This window comes from Nonomuraea longicatena (assembly GCF_039525605.1).
In the GTDB taxonomy this organism is placed as follows: domain Bacteria; phylum Actinomycetota; class Actinomycetes; order Streptosporangiales; family Streptosporangiaceae; genus Nonomuraea; species Nonomuraea longicatena.
The window spans coordinates 16,998-41,187 of the sequence record NZ_BAAAHQ010000051.1; the positions used below are offsets into that span (position 1 = coordinate 16,998).

Sequence of the window (24,190 nt, forward strand, 5' to 3'; positions counted from 1 at the left end):
CCGACGGCTGGTTCCGCACCGGCGACCGGGGCCGCCTGGTCGGCGGGCGGCTGCGCCTGACCGGGCGCAGTAAGGAGGGCGTCATCGTCAACGGCGTCAACCACCCCACCCAGGAGGTCGAGCGGGCGCTGGAGGAGTTGCCCGACGTGCGGGCCACGAGCGTCGCCGCCGTGGCGCTCCGCCCCGAGGGCAGTGACACCGAGCAGCTCGCGGTCGCCTTCAGCCCGGTCCCGCAGATGGACGACGAGGCCGGCGTGCACCGGGCCCTGACGGCGATCCGCGCGACCGTCCTGCGCCTGTGGGGCTTTCGCCCCGCCGTGATCCTGCCGCTGCGCCCGGACGAGCTGACCAGGACCAGCCTCGGCAAGATCGAGCGGGCGCCGCTGCGGGAACAGCTCGAATCCGGGTACTTCTCCGACCGGCTGGAGTGGGTGGCCGAGCTGACCCGGCGCAGGCGCGGCGGACGGGTGGCCCCGCGTGGCGCCACCGAGCGGGCCGTCGCCGGCGTCTACGCCGAGCTGTTCGCGATCCCCGTCGAGGAGGTCGGCGCCACCGTGAGCTTCCTGGAGCTCGGCGGGACCTCCCTGGACGTGATGCGGCTGAAGCTGCGGGTCGAGGCGGCCTTCCCCGGCGCGGCCGTACCCGTGGCGGCGATCCTGCGCGCGCCGACGGTCTGCGAACTGGCCGCGCTGCTCGATCGGGGCGGGCACGAGGGCGGCTACCACCCGCTCGTGCCGCTGCAGCAGTCCGGCGACGGCACCCCGCTGTTCTGCGTGCACCCGGGGGTGGGGGAGGTGCTGGTGTTCGTCAACCTGGCCCGCCACTTCGCGGGCGAACGGCCGTTCTACGCGCTGCGGGCGCGCGGGTTCGGGCCGGGGGAGCCGTACTTCGGGAGTTTCGGGGAGATGGTCTCCTGCTACGTGGCGGCGATCAGGGAGCGCCAGGAGCACGGGCCGTACGCGGTCGCGGGCTACTCCTACGGCGGCGCGGTCGCCTTCGAGATCGCCAAGGAACTGGAGGCGCAGGGCGAGCGGGTGGACTTCGTCGGCATCGTCAACCTGCCGCCGCACATCAAGGGCCGCATGCGTGAGTTGGACCGCACCGAGGGCGCGCTGCACCTGGCGCTGTTCCTCGGTCTCGTCACACCGCAGCGTGGCGACGATTTGGCACGTTCCATTCGCGAGCTGCCGGTGGCGGAGCGGATCGACGCCGTCCTGGCGGCGGCCTCGCGCTCCCGCATGGCCGAACTGGACCTCGACCGGGCGGGCTTCGCCGCCTGGGTGGACGTGGCGCAGTCCCTGGTGAAGGCGGCCCGCACGTACGACCCGAGCGGCACGGTCTCCTCGGTCACCGTCTTCTACGCCGACCCGCTGAGCGGCGGCAGGCAGGACTGGCTCGACCACCACCTCCACGCGTGGGACGACTTCACCCGGGGCGAGAACCGGTACGTGGAGGTGCCCGGCAAGCACTACACCGTCATGGACGCCGAGCATGTGGCGGTCTTCCAGCGGATCTTCCGCGAGGAACTGGCCCGGTCGCTAGGCCGCTGACACGCGGGCCACCGTCCCCACGAGGTCGTGCAGGTCAGGCTGCGTCTCCTGCACGATCGACGGGTCGGACGGCCGCTCGCCGTGCCGGTTGATCCACACGCGGGGCAGCCCGAGCGTGTGCGCGGGCACGATGTCGTGCGTGTAGCTCTGCGCCACGTGCACCCACACCCGCGGTTCGTGCACCTCGCGGAAGCGGGTGAAGTGCCCGTGCGCGGGCTTGTAGCCGCCGACGTCCTCGGCCGTGACGACGGCGTCGAACGGCACCGGCAGCCGCCGCAGGGTCTCGGCGATGAGGTCGCGGTCGCAGTTGGTCAGCAGCGCGAGCCGCCAGCCCGCCGCGCGCAGGGCGCCGAGTTCGTGACCCACCTCGGGGTAGACCGGCCAGTGGGGGATCGTGTCGGCGAGGACGGAGACGCTCTCACCGGGGTCGAGGCCCTCATCGGCGCAGGAGCGCCGCAAGGACTCGGTGAGCACGTCGCGGTAGCGCATCGAGGGGGACTCCTCCTCGACGGCGACCTCGTGTTTCAGATAGTGGGTGAGCAGGCGGCCGCCGAGCCCGGGGAAGGCCAGGTCGGCGCTGGTCGTGATGCCGTGGCGCCAGTCCACGAGCGTGCCGAAACAGTCGAAAGTTACCCATCGCATGGTTCTCATGATGGTTCACGGTGCACCGGGGGCGGCGGCCCGTGTCCGGTTCCTGGCCAGCGCCACCAGTACCGAGGCCACGGGAGCGGCGAGGAACGCGCCGGTGATCCCGGCGATCACGCTGCCCGCCGCGATGGCCAGGATGATCACCGCGCCGGGCAGTTCGAGCGCCCTGCCGTAGATCTGCGGCGCCAGAACGTGTCCCTCCACCTGCTGCACCACGATCGTCACCCCGATGACGATCAGCGCGACCAGCCAGCCCTTGGCGACGAAGGCCACCACGGCCGCGAGCATCCCGGCCACGAACGCCCCGACCACCGGCAGGAACGCCCCGGCGAAGGTGAGTACGGCCAGCGGCAGCGCGATCGGCACCCCGAGGACCCACAGCGCGACCCCGATGAAGAACCCGTCGAACAGTCCCACCGTGGCGACGCCCCGGATGTAGCGGCCGACCACGTCGAAGACGACGTCGCCGCTGTCGCGCACCCGCTGCCGGAAGCGCAGCGGGAGGAGGTCGGTGAGCCAGGCGAACAGCCGGTCGCCGCCGTGCACGAAGTAGATGGCCAGGATGACGGCGAGCACCGCCCCGATGAGGATCTCGCCCGCCGTTCTGACCCCCGCGATGGCGCCGCCGGCGATCACCTGGCCCTGCGCCGCCAGGTACTTCTCGACCTCCTGCGTGAGCTGGGCCAGCCGGACGTCGTTGAGGCCGAGCGAGCCGGCCAGGCCGTGCAGGTCGGACAGCGCCTTGCCGAAGCTGGCCTGCAACTGCCCGAACCCCCGGACGGTCGCCGGGATGAGCAGCCAGAAGAACAGGCCGCCGACCACGAGCCCGCCGAGACACACGAGGGTGGTCGACAGGCCCCGGCCGAGCCCCCGCGAGGTCAGCCAGCGGGCGGGCGGCAGCATCAGCGCGGTGATGAACAGCGCGATGACCACCGACAGGGCGACCGTGCGCACCACCCACACGCAGTAGAGCAGGACCGCGGCCAGCGCGATCCACCCGACGATCCGCCATGGGTTCACGCCGGGAACCTTCCCCGCGCCGCCTGCGGCAACCGCTCAGGGCCTCGCGCGTCTGGCCTGCTCGTAGGCGGTTCGCGCCGGGCTGCCGACCTCGGCGACGGGCACGTCCCACCACGCCTGCGACGACGGCGCCTCGATCGCCGGGTCGGCACGCAGGTACACGACCGTGGTGCGCTCCTCGGCGCGGGCGGCGTCGAGGGCCGCGCGCAGTTCGGCCATGGTCGCGGCCTCGACGACGTGCGCGCCGAGGCTTCGCGCGTTGGCCGCGAGATCGACCGGCAGTGGGCCGCCGTCGTAGCGGCCGCCGCCCCGGTAGGCGTACGAGGTGCCGAGCCGCTGGGCGCCGACGCTCTCCGACAGCCGCCCGATCGAGGCGAAACCCGCGTTGTCCACGAGCACCACGACCAGCTTGATGCCCTCGGCCACCGCCGTGACCAGCTCCTGGGCCATCATCAGGTAGGAGCCGTCGCCCACCATCACGAAGACCTCGCGCTCGGGGACGGCGAGCTTCACCCCGAGGCCGCCCGCGACCTCGTAGCCCATGCACGAGTAGCCGTACTCGACGTGATAGCTGCCCGGCCCGCTCGGCCGCCACAGCTTGTGCAGGTCGCCCGGCATCGACCCGGCCGCGCACACCACGACGCCGTCCTGCCCGGCGGCGGCGTTCACGGCGCCGATGACGGCGGGCTGCGGGAGCGGTTCGCCCTCCAGCGCGAACGCCTTGTCGACCTCGGCGTCCCAGGCCCGGGTCAGCTCGGCCGCGGCGGTGCGGTAGACCGCCGCCGTGTCCCACCCCTCGCAGGCCGCGCTCAGGTCGGCGAGGCCCGCGCGGGCGTCGGCGACCAGTTGCAGCCCCGACAGCTTGGCGGCGTCGAAGGCCGCGATGTTCAGGTTGACGACCTGGGCCCCGGCGTCGAACAGCGAGCGGGAGGCGGTGGTGAAGTCGGTGTAGCGGGTGCCGACCCCGATGATCAGGTCGGCCTCGCGGGCCAGCGCGTTGGCCGCCGTGGTGCCGGTCGCGCCGACGGCGCCGACGGCGAGCGGGTGACCGTACGGCAGCGCCCCCTTGCCCGCCTGTGTCTCGGCGACCGGGACCCCGTGCTTCTCGGCGAACCGGCGCAGCTCGTCGGCGGCCTCGCTGTAGACGACCCCGCCGCCCGCGATGATCAGCGGGCGGGTGGAGCCTCTGATCAGGTCGGCGGCGCGGGCCAGCGCCGCCTGTTCGGGGCGCGGCCTCGGCACGTGCCACACCCGGTGCGCGAACAGTTCCTCCGGCCAGTCGTGCGCCTCGGCCTGTACGTCCTGCGGCAGCGCCAGCGTGACGGCGCCGGTCTCCGCCGGGTCCGTGAGCACCCGCATCGCCGCCAGCAGCGCCGACGGCAACTGCTCCGGCCGGTTGATCCGGTCCCAGTAGCGCGAGACCGGCCGGAAGGCGTCGTTGACCGAGATGTCGTACGAGCGGGGGTCCTCCAGCTCCTGCAGCACCGGGTTGGCCACCCGGGTGGCGAAGACGTCGCCGGGCAGCAGCAGCACCGGCAGCCGGTTGACGGTCGCGCCCGCCGCCCCGGTGATCATGTTGGTGGCGCCGGGGCCGATCGAGGTCGTGCAGGCCATCGCGCGCAGCCGGTTCGCGGCGCGGGCGTACCCGGCGGCGGCGTGGACCATCGCCTGCTCGTTGCGGCTCAGGTAGTAGGGCAGTTCGTCGGAGGTCGCCAGCGCCTGGCCGAGCCCGGCGACGTTGCCGTGGCCGAAGATGCCGAAGCAGCCGCCGAAGAAGCGGTGCTCGACGCCGTCGCGCTCGGTGTGCTGGGCGGCGAGGAAGCGGATGGCCGCCTGCGCCACGGTGAGCCTGGTCATGCGGTCCTCCCGAACGGCAGACGCGGGTCGGTCTCCTGGCCGTTCCACGTGTCGCGGATCCACGTGTGGCGCGGGTCGTCGCAGAAGGCCATGGAGCGCTCCTGCGCCGGCCCGGCCAGCACGTTCAGGTAGTACAGGTCGTAGCCGGGGGCGGCCATCGACGGCCCGTGGTAGCCGTACGGCACCAGCACCACGTCGCCGGCCGACACCTCGGCCAGCGTGTCGATGTGGCCGCGTTCCGAGGTGTAGACCCGCTGGTAGCCGGGCCCGCCCTCGAAGTAGTAGATCTCCTCCAGCACCGCCTCCCCGGGGTTCGGGGTGTCGTGCTTGTGCGGCGGGTAGGACGACCAGTTGCCCTCCGGGGTCAGCACCTCGACGGCGACGAGCTTGTCGCAGTCGAAGACGTCCGGGTGGCAGAAGTTGTTGACCTGCCTGCTGGCCTGCCCGGCGCCCCTGATCTCGACCGGCACCCGGTCGGCGGGAACGTGGCGGGGGGCCAGGCGCCGGGTCGCGCGGGCGGACGGCAGCGCGATCCGGCCGGTGCCCGCCAGGGTGACCTCGGCGCCGATCGGCAGGTAGACGAAGTCGGACGGCCCGGCGAACACCGACGGGCGGCCTTCGAGGGCGAACGTCTCGCCCTCGACGCGCACCTCGCAGGCCCCCGCGAGCGGGAGCACCAGCATCTCCTCCTCGCCGGTCGAGAAGGTGAGCGGCTGCCCGGCCAGGTCGGCCACCCGCAGGCCCGAGTAGGTCCACCCGGCGAGCTCCGGGGTGATCTCGACCGCCCAGGGGCCGCCCGCGGCTTGGCCGTACGGGAGGTGGGTCATCGTGAGGCCTCTCTGACCAGGGCGGCGGCGCCGTCCACGGCCGCCGCGACGTCGTCGTCCGATGGGTAGAGCAGGGCGCGTCCGACGACGAGCCCGCGCACGCCGGGCAGCCGCAGCGCGCGGCTCCAGTCGGCGTAGGCGGCGTCGATGTCGGGCGGGTCGCCGCCGAGCAGCAGCGCGGGCAGCGTGGTGGCCGCCATGACCTGCTCCATCTCGGGGATGGCCGGGATCTTCAGCCACGTGTACGCCGAGGTGGAGCCGAGCGCCTGCGCCACGCTGACCGCCCGTACGCACGCCTCGGGCGACAGGTCGTTGCGCACGGCCCCGCCGGGCTGGCGCGCGGACCAGAACGGCTCGACCATCGCGACCAGCCGCCTGCGGGCCAGGTCGGAGACGGCGTGCGCGCACGACTCCAGCGTGTCGACGGTGGCGGGGTCGCCGGGGTCGATGCGGCAGAGCATCTTGCCGCCGTCGAGGCCCATGGCGTCGATGGTGGCGGCGTCGTAACCGGTGAAGCGGTCGTCCAGCTCGAACACCGAGCCGAGCAGGCCGCCCCTGTTCATCGAGCCGAAGGCCAGCCTGCCCTCCAGCGCGCCGAGCAGCAGCAGGTCTTCGAGGACGTCGGGGGAGGCCAGGATGCCGTCGACGCCGGGCCGGTCCAGGGCGGTCCGCAGCCGGTCGAGCAGGTCGCGGCGGCCGGCCATCGCCATCGGCCGGTCCCGTACGCCCAGCGCCCCCCTGGCCGGATGGTCGGCCGCGATGATCATGAGCCGGTCGCCGTTCTTCGGCAGCTCCCGGCGCCGCCGCCGGGCGGCGGCGTGGGCGATCTCCTCGGGGCGGGTCGCCCGGATCCGGGTGAGGTCGTCGTAACCGGTCCAGGCGAGCGTGGTGTCGGTCATGCCCGCCCTTCCCCGCTGCTCTCCATCAGTTCGGTCACCTCGTCGGTCGTGGGCATCGCGTCGGCGCAGGCCAGGCGGGCGGCCACGAAGGCGCCGGCCGCGTTCGCGAAGCGGATCGTACGTTCCAGCGGCCAGGCGCGCAGCAGGCCGAGGCAGATCGCGCCGCCGAAGGCGTCGCCCGCGCCGATGCCGTTGACGACCTCGACCCGGACGGGCTCGGCGTGCGCGGTCTCGGTGCGGCTGCGCGCGAAGACGCCCTTGGGGCCCATCTTCACGATCGCCACCTCCACCCCGGCCTCCAGCAGCGCCTGGGCGGCGGCTTCCGGGTCGCGGGTGCCGACGGCGACCTCCACCTCGTCGAGGTTGCCGACGGCCACGTCGGCGTACGGCAGCGCGCGCCGGACCTCCTCTTCCGCCGAACCCTTCCACAGGGTGGGCCGGTAGTCGAGGTCGAAAACGGTCCAGCCGCTCGTGCGGGCGGCGAGGGCGGCGTGGTGGGCGGCGCGGCTGGGCTCCATGCTGAGGCCGGTGGCGCTGAACCAGAACACCCCGGCGGAGCCGATCGCGTCGAGGTCGAGGGATTCGGGGGTGATCCGCAGATCCGGCGGGTGTTCGCCCCGGTAGAAGTAGATGGGGAAGTGATCGGGCGGGAAGATCTCGCAGAACGTGACCGGGGTGGGCGCCTCGGCGAAGGCGCCGACGTACCTGGTGTCGACGCCGAAGTCGTGAACGGCCTGTTTCACGTACTCACCGAACGGGTCGGCGCCCGTCGCGGTGATCACCGCCGAGCGCAGTCCGTGCCGCGCGGCGGCGACCGCCACGTTCGTCGGACTGCCGCCGAGGAACTTGCCGAAGGTCTCCACCTGGGCCAATCCCACGCCGGTCTGCAGCGGGTACACATCGACGCCACACCGGCCGATCGTTATCAGATCGAACAACGCACCTCCCAGACTCGGGCCTACCATGGCATATTGTCATGACATTCTGATGTCCGCTATGTTGCGGTTTGCGTCCAGACCACCTCCCCCCTCTCGGACGTCTCGGAGGCTAGACATGAGATTTCGGACGATCTCCGCCACCGCGGTCCTGGCCCTGTCGGTCGCGGCGTGCGGCCAGTCCTCTTCCGGAGGCGACGGCGGCGGGACCATCGAACTCAGCATCACCCTGAACGCCATCGCGGGCGGCAAGAACGCCAAGAGCGCCGCCTACATCCAGAACTGGGTGATCCCGAAGTTCGAGGCGGCGCAGAAGGCGAAGGGGAAGGACGTCAAGGTCAAGTTCATCCCGAGCGGCGTGGACGACGAGCAGTACAAGACCAAGCTCTCCCTCGACCTGAAGTCCGGCAAGGGCGCCGACGTGATGGACATCGACGGCATCTGGGCGGGCGAGTTCGCCGAGGCCGGATACATCAAGCCGCTGTCGGAGGTCGTCGGCCCGGAGGCCGACTCGTGGGAGGGCTGGAGTCAGATCCCCGACGCCGTGCAGGGCCTTGCCACCTACAACGGCAAGAAGGTCGGGCTGCCGTACGGCACCGACGGCCGGGTGCTCTACTTCAACAAGACCCTCATGGCCAAGGCCGGGCTGCCGGAGGACTGGCAGCCCAAGAGCTGGCAGGAGATCCTCGACGCCGGCGGCAAGCTCAAGGCCGCCGGCGTACCCGTGCCGATCCAGATCAACGCGGGCACCGCGATGGGCGAGGCCACCTCGATGCAGGGCGTGCTCCCGCTGCTCGCCGGGGCGGGCGGGGAGATCCAGAGCGGCGGCAAGTGGAGCGGCGCCTCCCAGCCGCTCAAGGACGCGCTCGGCCTCTACCAGAAGATCTACTCCCAGGGCCTCGGCGACCCCAAGCTCCAGCAGGAGGCCAAGGGCCGCGACAAGTCCTTCGCCCAGTTCGCCGAAGGCAAGATCGGCATCCTCATGGAGGGCGACTACTTCTGGCGCGGCGTGGTCAACCCGACCGACGGCGTGGCCAAGATGGCCGAGCGCGACAAGGTCGTCGGCTACGCCATGATCCCCGCGATGGACGCCGGCAAGGGCATCAGGGGCCAGGACTTCGTCAGCATGTCGGGCGGTTCCATCCGCGCGATCAACCCCGGCAGCGAGAACCCGAAGGAAGCCTTCGAACTGCTCGCCTTCACCCTGTCTCCCGAGGGGCTGAAGGAGGAGACCAAGGGCAACACGCGCATCACCCCGCGCACCGACGTCAACAAGGAGATCCTGGCCGGCGACCCGCTGCTCACCTTCATCTCGGAGAAGGTGCTGCCCGTGACCGCCTACCGCCCGCCGGTGGCCGTCTACCCGCAGGTGTCGGCGGCGCTGCAGGAGGCCACCGCGGCGGTCGTCGGCGGCACCGCACCCGACGCCGCCGCCGCTGAGTACCAGAAGAAGCTCGAAGGACTCGTCGGTGGCGCGGGCAACGTCGCATCCTGACCGCTACAGCGCCGACGCCGCCGGTCTCGGCCGGGCCAGGGCGTCGGCGTTCACCGCGCCGGCGCTCCTGCTCATCGCCGTCTTCCTCGTCTTCCCCGCGCTATGGGTGCTCTACCTGGGCCTCACGAACTACCGGCTCACCGGGATCCAGGCCGCCAACCCGGAGGTCGTCGGCGCGGAGAACTTCCTCACCGCCCTGACCAACGGCGAGTTCTGGAACTCCACCTGGCTGACCTTCCAGTTCGTGCTCGGCTCGGCCGTCATCGGCCAGGCCGTGCTCGGGTTCGCCATCGCCTGGCTGCTGCGCGATCGGACGGGCCCCCTCAAGCGCATCGTCGAGGGCCTGGTCATCCTCGCCTGGATCCTGCCGAGCGCGGTCGTGTCGTTCCTGTGGGTCGCGCTGCTCGACCGCGACGGCGGCACCCTCAACACCCTGCTCGGCATCCCCGGCTTCGGGTGGCTGCTCGAATACCCGATGGCCTCCATCATCGTCTTCAACACCTGGCGCGGCACCGCCTTCTCGATGATGTTGTACGGCGCCGCCCTCGGCAACGTGCCCCCCTCCCACCTGGAGAGCGCCCGCCTGGCCGGAGCCTCCGGCTGGCAGCAGCTGCGCGACGTCGTCTTCCCGCACATCCGCGGCCACATCCTGACGAACCTGCTGCTGATCAGCCTGTGGACGTTCAACGACTTCACCCCCTTCATGCTCACGGCGGGCGGCCCGGACGGGAAGTCCGAGATCCTCGCCGTCCACGTCTACAAGGAGGCCATCCTCGGCGGGAACCTGGGCGTCGGCGCCGCCGTCTCCACCGTGATCCTGCTCATCAACCTGGCCGTGGCCGTCTTCTACCTGCGCCTGCTGAGGAGGAGGGGATGACGACCCGCCACGTGCTCGGCCGCATCGGCTTCTACACGCTCATCGCGGTGGTGCTGGCCTTCTTCGCGCTGCCGCTGCTCTGGCTGGCCAGCGCCCCCTTCACGGCGGACCCGACCTACGAGGTGAAGGTCCCCGACTTCTCCCTGGCCAACTTCCAGACGATCCTGGAGCACCCGTACGCCCTCGGCTCGCTGGTCAACTCCCTGATCCTGTCCATCGGCACGGCGGTGCTGGTCGTGGCCTTCGCGGCGCTGGCGGCGTACGCGCTGAGCCGGGTCAGGATCCCCGGCCGCGACGCCCTCCTGTACGCGCTGCTGCTGCTGTCGTCGATCATCACCGGCACCGCCGCGATGGTCCCGATCTTCCAGCTCGCCGTCGAGCTCAACCTCATCGACACCCACTTCGGCCTGGTCCTCATCCTGACCGGCGGCCTGCTCCCCGCCGCGATCTTCATGCTCAAGGACTTCATGGACGCCACGCCGAAGTCCTACGAGGAGTCGGCCAGGGTCTTCGGCGCCTCGCCGCTGCAGATCGTCGGGCACGTGGTGATCCCGCTCGTCCGGCCCGGCCTGGCCACGATCGCGGTGTGGGCCGTCGCCAACGTGTGGGGCAACTTCCTCATGCCGTACCTGCTGCTGCGCGACGTCGAGCAGCAACCGGCCGCCGTGATCATCTACACCCTGTACACCGAGGGCGGCCAGGCCGACCTGCGGCTGCTGTCCACGTTCGGCCTCCTCTACTCGGTGCCAGTGGTGATCATGTACCTGTTCGTCAGCAAGAAGTACGGCTTCCGCTTCCACGGAGGGATCAAGCGCTGATGTCCGCCATCGAACTGCGCAGCCTCACCAAGGTCTACCCCGGCGGCGTCACGGCCCTCGACTCCCTCGACCTGGTCGTGCCGGACGGCGAGTTCTTCGCCCTGCTCGGCCCCTCCGGCTGCGGCAAGACCACACTGCTGCGGACGATCGCGGGGCTGGAGACCGCGACCTCGGGCGCGGTCGTGCTCGGCGGCCGCGACGTCACCGGCGTGCAGCCCGGCGCCCGCGACCTCGCGATGGTCTTCCAGGACTACGCGCTGTTCCCGCACATGGACGTCACGGACAACATCGGCTACCCGCTGCGCATCAAGAAGGTCGCCAAGGCGACGCGCGGCGCGAAGGCCCGCGAGGTCGGCGACCGGCTCGGACTCGGCCACCTCATGGACCGGCGGCCGGGGCAGTTGTCCGGCGGGCAGCAGCAGCGGGTGGCGCTGGCCCGCGTGATGGCGACACAGGCGCAGGCGTTCCTGTTCGACGAGCCGCTGTCCAACCTGGACGCCAGGTTGCGGCTGGAGGCGCGCACCTTCCTGAAGAAGCTGCAGCGCGAACTCGGCGTCACGACCGTCTTCGTCACCCACGACCAGGCGGAGGCGCTGGCGATGGCCGACCGCATGGCCGTCATGGAAGCCGGACACATCCGGCAGATCGGGACACCCGCCGAGGTGTTCCAGCGGCCCGCCAACACCTTCGTCGCCTCCTTCATCGGATCGACTCCGATGAACCTGCTCGACGGGCACGTCAGAGGTGACACGCTGGAGGTCGCGGGCCACCCGGTCGCCGTGCCGTCCTCGGCCGCCGGGCTGCTCACCGACGGCGAGAAGATCGTCTACGGTGTCCGGCCCGAGTACATGAGCTACTCCGCCGACCCCGTCGACGGGGCTTTCGCCGGAAAGGTGGCGATCGTGGAGAACCTGGGCGCGTCCCATCTGGTGACGCTGGAACTCGGCTCGGCGCTGGTGCAGGCGCTGGTGCCCGAGGGGCGCGAGCCCGCGCCCGGCCACACCGGCTACGCGCTGCCCCGGGCGGATCGCTCCCTCGCCTACCGCGACGGCGACCTGGTGGCCGCGTGATCCGGGGGCACTGGTCGCTCGACGACCGGCTGGAGCGCATCCTGCGGGAGGTGCCCTTCGAGGTGCCCGCTGGGAGCGGGACGGTGACCGTACGGCTGGGCTACGACCGCTCGCTCGGCGTGATCGACCTCGGCTGCGGCTCGCCGTCCGGGTTCCGGGGCTGGTCGGGCGGGGCCCGCGACGAGTTCACGATCACCGGCGAGTGGGCGACGCCCGGTTACCTGCCCGGGGAGCCGGAGCCCGGCGTGTGGCACGTGTGGCTGCGGCTGCACCGGGTGCCGCCGCAGGGGCTCGACTTCACCCTGGAGATCGACCACGCGCCGCGCACCCCGCCTGAGCCGGCGAATCCGCCCGTGGGCGAGCGCCCGCCGCGCAGGGACGTGCCGGGGATCGACGGCATGCGGTGGTTCGCGGGTGACTTCCACTCCCACACCGTCCACAGCGACGGCTTGCTCACCATCGACGAACTGGCCGAACTCGCGGCCGGCCGGGGCCTCGACTTCCTGGCGGTCACCGACCACAACACCGTCAGCCACCACCCGCACCTGGCCCGCGTGGAACGCGGCATCACGCTCATCCCCGGCCAGGAGGTCACCACCGACCGGGGTCACGCCAACGTGTTCGGCGACGTCGGCTGGGTCGACTTCCGCGAGCCCGCCGACTCCTGGGTGGAGCACGCCGAACGGCACGGCGGCCTCATCTCGGTCAACCACCCGCTCGGCGGCGACTGCGCCTGGCTGCTGCCGATCACCCGCCGCCCGCAGGTCGCCGAGGTGTGGAGCTCGGGCTGGTGGGACCGCCGCTGGGGGGCGCCGCTGGCCTGGGCCGACGCCTGGCGCGACGACGTGATCGCCATCGGCGGCAGCGACTTCCACCGCCACGGCGGCGACGGGCTGCCCGGCGCGCCCACCACCTGGGTGCTGGCCGAGGACACCGGCGGCGTCCTCGCCGCCGTCGCCGAGGGTCGTACCGCCGTGTCGGCGGGCCCCGACGCGCCGCTGCTGCTCAGGCTCGGCGACGAACTGCTCGCCCTCGGCGCCGACGGCCTGGTCCTGGTCCGCCCGGACGGCGGCCGCGCGGTGATCAGGGGCGAGCGCGTGACGGTGCCGGCGGGCCCCGGGCCACACCGGCTGGAGACCTACGAGAACGAGGTGATGGCGCTGTGCGCATGACCAGGATCGCGAACGCCCCGGTGAGCTTCGGGGTGTTCGAGCTGAGCGACGCGCCGCCGCCGCTGAGCGCGGACGAGATGGTCGAGGCGCTCGTCGAGGCCGGCTACAAGGGCATCGACCTCGGGCCGATCGGCTACCTGGGCGAGGGCGAGCGCCTTGCCCGGCGCCTGCGCGAAGCGGGCTTCCTGCTCGCCGGCGGCTGGGCCGACCTGCGCTACGGCGACGCCGCCGCCTTCGCCGCCGGGCTGCCCGCCCTGGAGGCCACCCTCGACGTCTTCGACGCCGCCCCGGAGCCCAAGCACGCGGTGTTCGCGCCGCGCCCGACGCTCGGCTGCTCGGGCTCGCCCGCCCGCTTCGCCCGCCCCGGAGGCAGCGCGCCCGGCCTGGAGCCGGGGGAGTGGCAGGGGTACGCGGGGCGGGTCCAGGAGGCCGTGGACCGCTGCCGCGCCCGAGGCTACGAACCGGTCTTCCACCACCACCTGGGCACGTACGTGGAGACGCCGCAGGAGGTCGAGCGGCTGCTTGAGCTGACCGACGTCGCCCTGTGCCTCGACACCGGCCACCTGCTGCTGGCGGGCGGCGACCCGGTGGCGGCGCTGCGCGAGTGGTCCGGCCGCATCGGGCACGTGCACATCAAGGACGGCGACCCCGACATCCTCGACCGGGCCCTCGCCGACGGCGCCGACCTGCGGGAGGTCATGGGCAGGGGCGGCTTCAGCGCACTCGGCGCGGGCGTGCTCGACCTTCCCGGCGTCGTGCGGGCGCTCGACGACACCGGCTACACGGGCTGGATCGTCGTCGAGCAGGACACCCTGCCCGGCCGCCGCCGCGTCGAGGACGTCATCGCCGACCAGACCGCCAACCTGGCCAAGCTGAAGGAGCTCGGACTGTGACCATGAGGCTGGCGCTCGTCGGCTGCGGAGCCGTCACCCAGGCCGTCTACGTGCCGTTGTTGTCGCGGCGGCGCGAACTGTTCGAGGTCACCGCCGTGTGCGACCTGTCGCGCACCCTGGCCGACGCCGTCGGCGACCGGCTCGGCGTCGCCCGCCGGTTCCTGTCGCTGGCGGACATGCTGGCCGAGGGCGGCTTCGACGCGGTGCTCCTGCTGTCCTCCGGCTCCCACGGCGAACCGGTGCGGCAGGCGCTCGCGGCGGGGTACGCCGTCCTGTGCGAGAAGCCGCTGGCGCTCACCGAGGCCGAGGTCGCCGCGCTGCCGGAGGGCAGGCTGATGGTCGGCTACATGAAGCAGTACGACCCGGCGGTGCGGCGCGCGGAGGAGATCCTGGCCGGGCTGGGCGGGGCGGCGGCGATCCGGTCGGTCGAGGTGACCGTGCTGCACCCGAGCGGCGAGTCGCAGCTCGCGTTCGCGAACCTGGCCCAGGCGCGCGACGTGGACGCGGCCCCGCTGCGGGCGGCCGAGGCCGCGATCGTGGACCGGGCACTGGGCGAGGGCGCGGCGCCCGCGCTGCGCTCGGTGTACGCCGTGGCGCTGGGCTCGATCTGCCACGACCTGTCGCTGCTGCGCCGCTTCACCGGCTCGCCCGCCGCCGTGGACCACGTCGAGACGTGGGGCGGCTCGCCGGGCTCGATCGAGGTCTCCGGGCCGCTGCCGGTCTCCGGGCGCTACTCCGTCCGCTGGCACTACCTGGAGGACTACCCCGCCTACCGGGAGACCGTCGCCGTGCACCACGACCGGGGGACACTGGAGCTGGTCTTCCCCGCGCCCTACCTGATGAACGCGCCCACGGTGCTGACCGTGGTCTCCGGGGCGGAGTCCCGCACCGAGTACCGCGACGTGACCGAGGCGTTCGAGTCGCAGTTGCTGGCCTTCCACGCCTTCGTCGCCGACGGGGTGGAACCGCTCACCGGCAGGGCGGGGGCGCTGGCCGACATCGTCACCGCGCAGCGGATCGCGGCGCGCTTCGCCGTACAGCATGATCTGGACCTGGGGGGAGAAGCCCGTGACCGAAGGTAGCGTTTCCGGGGAGATCGTCGTCGTTCCTCACACGCACTGGGACCGGGAGTGGTATGAGCCGTTCCAGCGGTTCCGGCTGCGGCTGGTCGCGCTGCTCGACGAAGTGGTCGAGACCATGGAGCGCGAGCCGTCCTACCACTTCACGCTCGACGGGCAACTCGCCTGCGTGGACGACTACCTGGAAGTCCGCCCGGAGAACCGCGAGCGGGTGGCGGCGCTGGTGCGGTCCGGACGGCTGGCCGTCGGGCCGTGGCAGATCCTGCTGGACGAGTTCCTGTGCTCGGGCGAGAACATCGTCCGCAACCTGGAGCTCGGGCTGGCCCGCTCGGAGAAGCTCGGCGGCGCCATGAACGTCGGCTACCTGCCGGACATGTTCGGCCACACCGCGCAGATGCCGCAGATCCTGCGGCTGGCCGGGCTGCCGTACGCGTGCGTCTACCGGGGCGTGCCGTCGTCGGTGGTCGGCGACTCCTTCGCGTGGGTCGCCCCGGACGGGACCGCGATCCGCACCCAGTACCTCCCCGCCGGGGGCTACGGCAACGGGGTGGACCTCATCCACGGCGCCGGGACGCCGACGGAGCGGGCGGCCGCCTTCGTCGCCCGGATGCGGCCCTGGCGCGGGCCGGAGGGCTCGCTGCTGGCGATGTACGGCACCGACCACTCCGCCCCCGTCGCCGGGCTGCCCGGACTGGTGCGGGAGATGTCGGCCCGCATGGACACCCTGTCCGGCTACATCGGCGGCTTCGACCCCGACGTCTCGGAATTGGCACGCGTCGAGGGCGAACTACGCTCGCACGCCCGTGCCAACATCCTGCCCGGCGTCATCTCCGTACGCGCCCACGTCAAGCAGGCCATGGGCCGCGCCGAGCAGATGGTCGAGCGGTACGCCGAACCTCTCGCCGCCCTGTGGGGCGGCACCTGGCCCGGCCGCTTCCTCGACATGGCCTGGTGGCGGCTCATCGACGCCAGCGGGCACGACTCGGTCACCGGCTGCGGCGTCGACGAGACCGCCCAGCAGGTCGCGGCCCGCATCGCCGAGGCCGAGCACCTCGGCCAGGCCGTACGGGACATGGTCGCCTCCCGGCTGGCCGCGGAGGTGCCCTCCGACGGCGTGCTCATCGTCAACCCCACCCCCGCCGTACGACGCGGCGTCGTGGTGTTCCAGGTCGCCGGGATGGACCTGCTGTCCGACCCGGCGGGCGAGCGGGTGCCGATGCAGCCCCTGGAGTACGCCCCCACGCTGCTGCTCGACGCGGAGATGGACCCGGCGCTCGCGCTGTCGTTCATCCACGGCCCCGAGCTGTACGGCCAGCAGATCACCGGCTGGGAGATCGACGGCGACGCGCTGGTCTTCACCGTGGCCCGCACCTCCACGGCCGTCATCGACGTGGACGAGATCCGCGCCGCGCTCGACGGCGTCACCCGGGTGCGCATCGCCTCGGAGTCCCGCCGTACGGTCGCCGCCTACGTCGAGGTCCCCGCCCTCGGCCACACCAGCCTGCGCTCCGCCGAGTGGCGCTCGACCCCGCTCACCACGCCGAACCTGGCCCGCTCCAGTCTCGACGGCCGGGTGCTCGACAACGGGCTGCTGCGGGTCGAGGTCGCGGACGACGGCACGCTCACGCTCACCGGCCAGGACGGGACCGTCGTCACCGGCGCCGGCCGCATCGTGGACGGCGGCGACGCGGGTGACACCTACAACTACGCGCCCCCGGCCGAGGACCGGCTGGTGGACACCCCGGTCAGCGTCGAGATCGAAACCTGGCACACGGGTCCGCTCATCGCCGCGACGCACATCCGCAGCACCTACGAGTGGCCGGCGAGCGGGCGCGAGCCGTTCATCGGGCCCGACCACGCCCGCGTGCCCTCCGTCGACGCCCCCGACCCCACGCGCGACGGGCAGACCGTGCCCGTGGTCGTCGAGACGCGGGTCGAGTTGCGGGTGGGTGAGCCGTTCGTGCGCCTGCGCGTCGAGTTCGACAACCAGGCGGCCGACCACCGGGTCCGGCTGCACGTGCCGCTGCCCGAGCGGGCGACCTCGTCGCACGCCGAAGGGCAGTTCGCGGTGGTCGAGCGCCCGCTCACCTCGGAGGGCGGCTGTGGCGAGATCCCGCTGCCCACCTTCCCCGCCTCCTCGTGGGTGGCGGCCGGCGGGGTGGCGGCCCTGCTGGAGCACGTCACCGAGTACGAGGTCGCCGAGGGGGACACTGAGGGCGCCACGGGGCAGGAGCTGGCGCTGACGCTGCTGCGCTCGGTCGGCTACCTGTCGCGCAACCGCAACGGCATGCGGCCGGAGCCCGCCGGGCCGCAGATCCCCACCCCGGCGGCCCAGTCGCGCGGGCTGCGGTCGGTGTCGCTGGCGCTGATGCCGTACTCGGGAGGGTGGGGGCCGGTCCAGGAGGCGGCCGAGCTGTTCCGCCACGACTTCCTGGTCCGGCCGGGCGCCGGCGGCGAGTCCGCCGTGCAGCCCGAGCCGCAGGCGGGCCTGTCCGTCACGGGCGAGGGCGTCGTGATGACCTCGCTGCGGCAGCGCGACGGCTGGAAGGAACTGCGCGTGGTGGCCTACTCCGACGCGCCGACGACCGCCGTCGTGACGGGCGCGCTGACGCAGGCCCGCAGGGCCGACCTGCGCGGCGCTCCGGGGGCCGAGCTCCCCGTGGCGGACGGCACCTTCACCGTGCCGCTGCGCCCGTGGGAGATCGCCACCCTCCAGTTCCGCTGATCCGGACGGCGGGCGGCCTCATGGCGCCGCCCGCCGACGACCGGCTGGGCGGCCGCACGGCGCCGCCGCCCGCCGACCCGCCGGGCACGGTCCTGGCCCGGGGCACGACCTGTCGGCCACCCTGAGTAGTCAGCAGGAGTGGTCAGCGGGTGCCCCAGGAGTAGGTTTGCTTGCGGAGCTTCAGATAGACGAAGGACTCGGTGGCACGCACCGCCGGAATCGCGCGGATCTTGCTGAGGATCTCCAGCAGATGCGAGTCGCCCTCGCAGACCACCTCGACGATCACGTCGAAGGAGCCCGCCGTCAGCACCACGTAGTCGATCTCGTCGATCGAGGCGAGCTCGTCGGCCACCATCTCCAGGTCGCCCTCGCAGTTGACACCGATCATCGCCTGCCGGGGGAAGCCCAGTGTGAGCGGATCGGTCACCGCCACGATCTGCATCACCCCCGCCTCCTGCAGCCGCTGCACGCGCTGCCGCACCGCGGCCTCGGACAGGCCCACGGCCTTGCCGATCGACGCGTACGGCATGCGCCCGTCGTTCTGCAGCTGCTCGATGATCTGCTTGGACAGATCGTCGAGCACGACGTGCCCGGGGGAGGAGGCTTCGCCGGAGCGGCGTACACGGGGCGGGGTCGTCATGGTGAGGGATCCTCTCCTGCCGGTCCGACGTTACGTCCGTCCTGCTGCGACATGGTGTCAGTTCTGGGACCCGTGTCAAGCGAAATCGTAACGATTACGATGTTTAACAACGAAATCCCTTGTCCGGATGCTTGTGCTCTGTCAGAGTCGCGGCATCTCAGCCATCTTCACCAGGAGGTCATACCGTGACCACCCGTCTGCAGAACTTCATCAACGGTGAGTTCGTGGACGCCAAGAGCGGCCGATTCTCCGACGTCATCGATCCTTGCACCGGCGAGCCCTATCTGCAGGCGCCCGTCTCCGGTCAAGAGGACGTGGACGCCGCCTACGCCGCCGCGGCCGAAGCCTTCGAGTCATGGGGGCGCACCACTCCGGGCGAGCGGGCCGGGTTCCTACTGAAGATCGCCGACGCGATCGAGGCCCGCGCCGATGAGATCAACGAGGCTGAGTGCCTCAACACCGGAAAGCCCCGCGCCCGCATGGCCGAGGACGAGACCCCGGTCGCCGCCGACCACTTCCGCTTCTTCGCGGGCGCGGCGCGCACCCTGGAGGGGCCGACCGCCGGAGAGTTCCTGGCTGAGCACACCAGTGTCGTCCGGCACGAGCCGGTCGGCGTGATCGGCCAGGTCACGCCGTGGAACTACCCGATGATGATGGCCGTGTGGAAGATCGCCCCGGCGCTCGCGGCGGGCAACACGATCGTCCTGAAGCCGTCGGACACGACGCCGGTCTCCACGGTCAAGCTCGCCGAGATCCTCGGAACGGTCCTGCCGCCCGGCGTCTTCAACGTCGTCACCGGCGACCGCGAGACCGGAGCTCTCGTCGTCGGCCATCCGACCGCCGCGATGGTGGCGATCACCGGCTCGGTCGGCGCGGGCATGTCGGTGGCCAAGTCGGCCGCCGACGACCTCAAGCGTGTCCACCTGGAGCTCGGCGGCAAGGCGCCGGTCGTCGTCTTCGACGACGTCAAGGACCTCAAAGCGGCCGCCGAGAGCATCGCGGGCGCCGGACTGTACAACGCCGGGCAGGACTGCACCGCCGCCTGCCGCGTCCTGGTGCACGAGAGCGTACACGCCGAGTTCGTGGCCGCGCTCGCCGAGGCCGCCGAGGCGACCGTCACCGGCGCCCTCGACAACGAGGACGCCCTGTACGGCCCGCTCAACAACGAGAACCAGCTCGCCAGGGTCCAGGGCTTCATCGACCGCGTCCCGGCGCACGCGACGGTGCTGACCGGCGGCAAGCGCGTCGGCGACCAGGGCTACTTCTTCGCCCCCACCGTCGTCGACGGCCTCCGGCAGGACGACGAGATGGTGCAGAACGAGGTCTTCGGCCCCGTCATCACCGTCCAGACCTTCACCGACGAGGCCGACGCGCTGGCCAAGGCCAACGACGTGAAGTACGGCCTCAGCAGCTCGGTGTGGACCTCCGACCACGGCCGGGCGATGCGGATGTCCAACCGGCTCGACTTCGGCGTCGTGTGGGTCAACACCCACATCCCGTTCGTGAGCGAGATGCCGCACGGCGGCTTCAAGCACTCCGGGTACGGCAAGGACCTGTCGGTCTTCGGCCTGCACGACTACACCCGCGTCAAGCACGTCATGCACTACATCGGCGAGTAACAGGGCGAAGAAAGATGACCGAGCTGAAGGCGATAGAACTCGAGGACGTCGTCAAGGAGTACCTCTCGCACGGCGAGGTCGTCCAAGCGGTGAAGGGCGTCAGCCTGGGCATCGAGGAGGGGGAGTTCTTCTCCCTCCTCGGCCCCTCCGGGTGCGGCAAGACCACGACGATGCGCATGGTCGCCGGATTCGAGGAGCCGACGCGCGGCGTCGTGCGGCTGCACGGCAAGGACGTCACGGACGTCCCGCCGAACCTGCGCGACGTCAACATGGTCTTCCAGTCGTACGCGCTGTTCCCGCACATGAGCGTGTGGGACAACGTGGCCTTCGGCCTCAAGCAGCGCAAGGTCGAGCAGGCCGAGATCGCCCGCCGCGTCGGCGAGATGCTGGAGATCGTCGACCTGAAGGGCCGCGAGAAGCGGCGCCCGCGCGAGCTGTCCGGCGGTCAGCAGCAGCGGGTCGCCCTGGCCCGCGCGCTGGTCAACCGGCCGCGCGCGCTCCTTCTCGACGAGCCGCTCGGCGCACTCGACCTGAAGCTGCGCCAGGCGATGCAGATCGAGCTCAAGCGTATCCAGCGCGAGGTCGGCATCACGTTCGTGTACGTCACCCACGACCAGAGCGAGGCGCTCACCATGAGCGATCGCATCGCGGTCATGAACGAGGGCGTGGTCGAGCAACTGGCCGGGCCCAGAGAGATCTACGAGAAGCCGGCGAGCGAGTTCGTCGCCGGGTTCATCGGCACCTCCAACCTGCTGTCCGGCGACTGCTCGGACGGCGTGCTGGCGGTGGGCGGCGGACGGGTGCTGGTGCCGGGAGGCGCCGGAGCGGTCTCGGTGACCGTACGGCCCGAGAAGATCGTCATCTCGACGGAAGAGCCCGCGAACGGTGTCAGCGCGGTGCCCGGCACCGTCGGCGAGGTCGTCTACCTGGGCACTTACAACAGCTACGCCGTGAGTCTCGCTGACGGGGCCGAGGTCACGGTGTTCCAGCAGAACGCCCAGGACTCCACGACCACTGCCGAGCGGGGTGACTCGGTGTGGCTGTCGTGGCAGCCACAGCACTCATATGTGATTGGAAGTTGAACCGCCCATGGACCCCGTGAACCCCCACGCCCTCCTGCGAGGGATGTCCCGGCCACGCACCCGCCGCGACGCCTTCCGGATCGCCGGACTGTCCGCCGCCGCCCTCGCCCTCGCCGCCTGCGGCGTACAGGGGCAGAAGGTGGTGCCGCCGAAACCGGACGCCATGAAGGACTTCTGGGCCAAGCAGAAGAAGAACGGCAAGCTCGTCTTCGCCAACTGGCCCGAGTACATGCCGGAGGACCGCAAGCCGCTGAAGGACTTCCAGCAGGCGACCGGCACCTCCTTCGAGTACAAGGAGGTCATCGACGAGAACGCCTCCTTCTACGGCAAGTCGGAGCCGGTGCTGCGCGCCGGCCAGCCACTCGGCTACGACATCGTCGTCATGACCAACGGCATCCAGCTCGCGCACATGATCGAGCTCGGCTACTGCGTGCCGCTCGACCACTCCCAGCTGCCGAACTTCGCCGCCAACGCGGGCGCGAAGTACCAGCAGCGCGGTTACGATCCGGGCAACACCTACACGGTGCCCTACACCTCGGGCATCACCGGCATCGCCTACAACACCAAGTACGTCAAGGACGACATCACCAGCATCAAGGCGCTGTTCGACCCGAAGTACAAGGGCCGGGTCGGCATGATGCGCGACGCCCAGGAGATCGCCAACTTCGCGATGTTCTCCATGGGCGTCGACCCGGAGAAGTCGACGCAGGCCGACTGGGACAAGGCCGGTGAGCTGCTGAAGAAGCAGCGCGACTCGGGCCAGGTGCGCAAGTACTACGACCAGGACTACATCGACGCCGTCGCCAGGGGTGACGTGTGGCTGACGATGGCCTGGTCGGGCGACGTCTTCCAGCGGCAGCTCGCGGGCGAGCCGGTGCGGTTCGTGGTCCCGGACGAGGGCGGCACGATCTGGACCGACAACATGCTCATCCCGAAGGGCGCCGCCAACCCCGTGGACGCGCTGGCGCTCATGAACTTCCTCTACGACCCGAAGGTCGCCGCCGAGGTCGAGGAGTACATCCAGTACGTCTCGCCGGTGCCCGCCGTCCGCGACCTGCTGAAGGAGAAGGCGGCCGGACTGTCGGGGGAGGACCAGAAGGCGCTGCAGGCGCTGGTCGACAGCCCGCTGCTGTTCCCGTCGGAGGCCGACTACGCCAAGTTGCGCGGCTACACCCCGCTCGACCGGAACCAGGAGCAGGTCTTCAACCGCGTTTTCCACGCGGTCACCCAGGCCTAGACCATGAGAAGCCGGTTCACCCCCTACCTGCTCGCACTGCCGAGCTGGATCTGGCTGGGCGTCTTCCTGGTGGTGCCGCTGGCGGCGATGGCCTCGTTGTCGACGACGACGGGCAACAGCATCGACGGCTTCGCGCAGACCCTCGCGTTCTCCAACTACGCCGAGGTCGTCGAGCGCTTCGGCGCCCAACTCGCCCGTTCGTTCCTGTACGGCGGGCTGGCGACGCTCTCGATGCTCGTCATCGGCTACCCGGTGGCCTACTTCATCGCCTTCCGGGCCGGTCCCCGCAAGTCGATGTTCCTGTTCCTGCTGCTGCTGCCGTTCTTCGTGTCGTTCGTGCTGCGGACGATCTCGTGGCAGTTCGTGCTGGCCGACGACGGCTTCCTGTTCGGCCCGCTGAAGGAGTGGGGGCTGCTGCCGGCCGGGTTCCACGTGCTCGCGACCACGTTCGCGGTCGTGGCCGGGCTGACCTACAACTGGCTGCCCTTCATGATCCTGCCGATCTACGTCGCGCTGGAGCGGGTGGACCCGAGGGTCATCGAGGCCGCCCAGGACCTGTACGCCTCACGGACGGCGGCCTTCCGCCGCGTGGTGCTGCCGCTGTCGCTGCCCGGCGTCTTCGCCGGGGTGCTGATGACCTTCGTGCCCGCGACGGCCGACCCGGTGAACGCCCGCATCCTCGGCGGGACGGCCAACACCATGATCGGCAACATCATCCAGACGGAGTTCGAGATGGCGAACTACCCCTCCGCCTCGGCGCTGTCGTTCACGCTGATGGCGCTGCTGCTGGTGGGCATCTTCGGCTACGCGCGGATCCTCGGCACCGAGAACGTCCTGGAAGCGGCGGCCAAGCGATGAAGGGCGACCGGCTGCTCCGCGTCTACACCTGGGTGATCGTCGCCTGGCTGGCGTTCCCGATCGCGGTCATGATCGTGTTCGGCTTCAACGACAAGCAGAGCAAGTCCAACACCACCTGGCAGGGCTTCACGCTGCGCTGGTACCAGGAACTGTTCGCCATCGACGGCCTCACCGACGCGCTGCGCAACTCCGTGGTCATCGCGGTGGCCAGCACGGTCGTCACCGTCGTGGTCGGCACGATGCTCGGCCTGGCGCTGGGCCGCCACCGCTTCCGGGGCAAGGGCGTGACGAACCTGCTGGTGTTCGCCGCCATCTCCACGCCGGAACTGGTGATGGGCGCCTCGCTGCTGTCGCTGTTCGTCTCGGCGACCGTGCCGCGCAACAGCGTCACCATCATCGTCGCGCACGTGCTGTTCTCGCTGTCGTTCGTGGCCGTGACCGTCCGGGCCCGGGTCGTCACCCTCGATCCGTCGCTGGAGGAGGCGGCCAGAGACCTCGGCGCGAGCACGTGGGGCACCTTCCGCCAGGTGACGCTGCCCGCGATCATGCCAGGGGTCGCGGCCGGGGCGATGCTGGCCTTCGCACTGTCGATCGACGATTACGTCGTGACCAGTTTCGTCAACGGGCCGACCATGACGTTCCCGCTGTGGATCGTCGGATCGGTCAAGACCGGTATTCCGCCGCAGGTCAACGTCATGGGTACGCTGATTTTCGGCATCGGTGTGCTCATCGCGGTCGGCAGCGCGCTGTCGACGCGGCGCCGCCGCTCCTAGAGGTCCCCGGCAAAGAACAGGGAGGCGAGATCGGATTGTGGCGGGGGGAACCCGCGCGTGATCACTTGGAAGATCCCGCGATTTCAAAATCTTTCTGACTGAGTAGGGAAGTGGGA

General features: G+C 71.2%; 21 protein-coding genes. 14 read left to right on the forward strand and 7 right to left on the reverse strand.

Translation table 11 applies throughout. From position 1 onward, the window contains the following. The coding region (locus ABD120_RS36100; RefSeq protein ID WP_343954862.1) for an alpha/beta fold hydrolase at window positions 1–1,550 on the forward strand (1,550 nt) is incomplete at its 5' end. Here the strand turns inward: ABD120_RS36100 and ABD120_RS36105 are convergent. Genes ABD120_RS36105 through iolC form a run of 6 tightly spaced genes read right to left on the reverse strand, consistent with a single transcriptional unit; the run spans window position 1,539 to window position 7,739 of the window. After that, entirely contained in the window at window positions 1,539–2,192 is a 654-nt protein-coding gene (locus tag ABD120_RS36105; RefSeq protein ID WP_343954863.1) for an HAD-IA family hydrolase, read from the reverse strand. The two genes, ABD120_RS36100 and ABD120_RS36105, sit on opposite strands and share 12 nt — an antisense overlap. Window positions 2,193–2,207: 15 nt before the next feature. Continuing rightward, complete coding sequence (locus ABD120_RS36110; RefSeq protein WP_343954864.1) at window positions 2,208–3,218, reverse strand: AI-2E family transporter; 1,011 nt, start codon at window positions 3,216–3,218, stop codon at window positions 2,208–2,210. Window positions 3,219–3,254: 36 nt separating this feature from the next. Then, a complete protein-coding gene (gene iolD, locus ABD120_RS36115; protein WP_343954865.1) occupies window positions 3,255–5,075 on the reverse strand; it encodes a 3D-(3,5/4)-trihydroxycyclohexane-1,2-dione acylhydrolase (decyclizing) in 1,821 nt (606 codons plus the stop codon). Beyond that, window positions 5,072–5,902, reverse strand: a complete 831-nt coding sequence (gene iolB / locus ABD120_RS36120) for a 5-deoxy-glucuronate isomerase (RefSeq protein ID WP_343954866.1) — start codon at window positions 5,900–5,902, stop codon at window positions 5,072–5,074. Before iolB ends, iolD begins: the two co-directional genes overlap by 4 nt. Further along, a complete protein-coding gene (locus tag ABD120_RS36125) occupies window positions 5,899–6,801 on the reverse strand; it encodes a Cgl0159 family (beta/alpha)8-fold protein (RefSeq protein WP_343954867.1) in 903 nt (300 codons plus the stop codon). The genes iolB and ABD120_RS36125 overlap by 4 nt, the downstream gene beginning before the upstream one ends. Then, window positions 6,798–7,739: a 5-dehydro-2-deoxygluconokinase gene (iolC, locus tag ABD120_RS36130; RefSeq protein WP_343954868.1), complete on the reverse strand. Its 942-nt coding sequence runs from the start codon at window positions 7,737–7,739 to the stop codon at window positions 6,798–6,800. Before iolC ends, ABD120_RS36125 begins: the two co-directional genes overlap by 4 nt. Before the next feature lie 115 nt (window positions 7,740–7,854). On the opposite strand from iolC, the gene ABD120_RS36135 reads away from it, so the two are divergent. The 8 genes from ABD120_RS36135 to ABD120_RS36170 are packed head-to-tail and all read left to right on the forward strand — an operon-like array spanning window position 7,855 to window position 17,865. Next, window positions 7,855–9,231, forward strand: coding sequence for an extracellular solute-binding protein (locus ABD120_RS36135; RefSeq protein ID WP_343954869.1), 1,377 nt, complete (start codon window positions 7,855–7,857; stop codon window positions 9,229–9,231). After that, entirely contained in the window at window positions 9,206–10,108 is a 903-nt protein-coding gene (locus ABD120_RS36140) for a carbohydrate ABC transporter permease (protein ID WP_343954870.1), read from the forward strand. The genes ABD120_RS36135 and ABD120_RS36140 overlap by 26 nt, the downstream gene beginning before the upstream one ends. Beyond that, a complete protein-coding gene (locus tag ABD120_RS36145; RefSeq protein ID WP_343954871.1) occupies window positions 10,105–10,926 on the forward strand; it encodes a carbohydrate ABC transporter permease in 822 nt (273 codons plus the stop codon). Before ABD120_RS36140 ends, ABD120_RS36145 begins: the two co-directional genes overlap by 4 nt. Then, window positions 10,926–11,996, forward strand: coding sequence for an ABC transporter ATP-binding protein (locus tag ABD120_RS36150; protein ID WP_343954872.1), 1,071 nt, complete (start codon window positions 10,926–10,928; stop codon window positions 11,994–11,996). The genes ABD120_RS36145 and ABD120_RS36150 overlap by 1 nt, the downstream gene beginning before the upstream one ends. Continuing rightward, window positions 11,993–13,168 carry a CehA/McbA family metallohydrolase gene (locus ABD120_RS36155; RefSeq protein WP_343954873.1) on the forward strand — a complete coding sequence of 392 codons (1,176 nt, stop codon included), beginning with the start codon at window positions 11,993–11,995 and terminating at the stop codon, window positions 13,166–13,168. Before ABD120_RS36150 ends, ABD120_RS36155 begins: the two co-directional genes overlap by 4 nt. Further along, a complete protein-coding gene (locus ABD120_RS36160; RefSeq protein WP_343954874.1) occupies window positions 13,165–14,061 on the forward strand; it encodes a TIM barrel protein in 897 nt (298 codons plus the stop codon). Before ABD120_RS36155 ends, ABD120_RS36160 begins: the two co-directional genes overlap by 4 nt. A 2-nt stretch (window positions 14,062–14,063) precedes the next feature. Beyond that, the gene (locus ABD120_RS36165) at window positions 14,064–15,143 is read left to right on the forward strand and encodes a Gfo/Idh/MocA family protein (protein ID WP_343954894.1); all 1,080 of its coding nucleotides are present in this window, start codon (window positions 14,064–14,066) and stop codon (window positions 15,141–15,143) included. After that, window positions 15,130–17,865, forward strand: a complete 2,736-nt coding sequence (locus tag ABD120_RS36170) for a glycoside hydrolase family 38 N-terminal domain-containing protein (RefSeq protein ID WP_343954875.1) — start codon at window positions 15,130–15,132, stop codon at window positions 17,863–17,865. The genes ABD120_RS36165 and ABD120_RS36170 overlap by 14 nt, the downstream gene beginning before the upstream one ends. A gap of 142 nt (window positions 17,866–18,007) precedes the next feature. Here the strand turns inward: ABD120_RS36170 and ABD120_RS36175 are convergent, their stop codons facing one another. Further along, window positions 18,008–18,505, reverse strand: a complete 498-nt coding sequence (locus tag ABD120_RS36175) for an Lrp/AsnC family transcriptional regulator (protein ID WP_343954876.1) — start codon at window positions 18,503–18,505, stop codon at window positions 18,008–18,010. A gap of 185 nt (window positions 18,506–18,690) precedes the next feature. On the opposite strand from ABD120_RS36175, the gene ABD120_RS36180 reads away from it, so the two are divergent. Genes ABD120_RS36180 through ABD120_RS36200 form a run of 5 tightly spaced genes read left to right on the forward strand, consistent with a single transcriptional unit; the run spans window position 18,691 to window position 24,074 of the window. After that, on the forward strand, window positions 18,691–20,124 hold the full coding sequence (locus ABD120_RS36180) for a gamma-aminobutyraldehyde dehydrogenase (protein ID WP_343954877.1): 1,434 nt from the start codon (window positions 18,691–18,693) through the stop codon (window positions 20,122–20,124). 14 nt (window positions 20,125–20,138) lie between these two features. Then, window positions 20,139–21,206, forward strand: a complete 1,068-nt coding sequence (locus ABD120_RS36185; RefSeq protein ID WP_343954878.1) for an ABC transporter ATP-binding protein — start codon at window positions 20,139–20,141, stop codon at window positions 21,204–21,206. A gap of 43 nt (window positions 21,207–21,249) precedes the next feature. Continuing rightward, window positions 21,250–22,443 (forward strand): ABC transporter substrate-binding protein, encoded by a 1,194-nt coding sequence (locus ABD120_RS36190; RefSeq protein ID WP_343954879.1) that lies wholly within the window; start codon window positions 21,250–21,252, stop codon window positions 22,441–22,443. A 3-nt stretch (window positions 22,444–22,446) separates the two neighbouring features. Further along, window positions 22,447–23,301, forward strand: a complete 855-nt coding sequence (locus ABD120_RS36195; protein ID WP_343954880.1) for an ABC transporter permease — start codon at window positions 22,447–22,449, stop codon at window positions 23,299–23,301. Next, complete coding sequence (locus tag ABD120_RS36200; RefSeq protein ID WP_343954881.1) at window positions 23,298–24,074, forward strand: ABC transporter permease; 777 nt, start codon at window positions 23,298–23,300, stop codon at window positions 24,072–24,074. Before ABD120_RS36195 ends, ABD120_RS36200 begins: the two co-directional genes overlap by 4 nt. Window positions 24,075–24,190: the final 116 nt, after the last annotated feature.

Excerpts from the sequence above, each read along its gene's own strand:
- ABD120_RS36200 (WP_343954881.1), top strand. The coding sequence starts at position 23,298 with ATGAAGGGCGACCGGCTGCTCCGCGTCTACACCTGGGTGATCGTCGCC.
- iolD (WP_343954865.1), bottom strand. The coding sequence starts at position 5,075 with ATGACCAGGCTCACCGTGGCGCAGGCGGCCATCCGCTTCCTCGCCGCC.
- ABD120_RS36105 (WP_343954863.1), bottom strand. The coding sequence starts at position 2,192 with ATGCGATGGGTAACTTTCGACTGTTTCGGCACGCTCGTGGACTGGCGC.
- iolB (WP_343954866.1), bottom strand. The coding sequence starts at position 5,902 with ATGACCCACCTCCCGTACGGCCAAGCCGCGGGCGGCCCCTGGGCGGTC.
- ABD120_RS36165 (WP_343954894.1), top strand. The coding sequence starts at position 14,064 with ATGAGGCTGGCGCTCGTCGGCTGCGGAGCCGTCACCCAGGCCGTCTAC.
- ABD120_RS36150 (WP_343954872.1), top strand. The coding sequence starts at position 10,926 with ATGTCCGCCATCGAACTGCGCAGCCTCACCAAGGTCTACCCCGGCGGC.
- ABD120_RS36185 (WP_343954878.1), top strand. The coding sequence starts at position 20,139 with ATGACCGAGCTGAAGGCGATAGAACTCGAGGACGTCGTCAAGGAGTAC.
- ABD120_RS36195 (WP_343954880.1), top strand. The coding sequence starts at position 22,447 with ATGAGAAGCCGGTTCACCCCCTACCTGCTCGCACTGCCGAGCTGGATC.
- ABD120_RS36160 (WP_343954874.1), top strand. The coding sequence starts at position 13,165 with ATGACCAGGATCGCGAACGCCCCGGTGAGCTTCGGGGTGTTCGAGCTG.
- ABD120_RS36175 (WP_343954876.1), bottom strand. The coding sequence starts at position 18,505 with ATGACGACCCCGCCCCGTGTACGCCGCTCCGGCGAAGCCTCCTCCCCC.
- ABD120_RS36135 (WP_343954869.1), top strand. The coding sequence starts at position 7,855 with ATGAGATTTCGGACGATCTCCGCCACCGCGGTCCTGGCCCTGTCGGTC.
- ABD120_RS36190 (WP_343954879.1), top strand. The coding sequence starts at position 21,250 with ATGTCCCGGCCACGCACCCGCCGCGACGCCTTCCGGATCGCCGGACTG.
- ABD120_RS36145 (WP_343954871.1), top strand. The coding sequence starts at position 10,105 with ATGACGACCCGCCACGTGCTCGGCCGCATCGGCTTCTACACGCTCATC.
- ABD120_RS36125 (WP_343954867.1), bottom strand. The coding sequence starts at position 6,801 with ATGACCGACACCACGCTCGCCTGGACCGGTTACGACGACCTCACCCGG.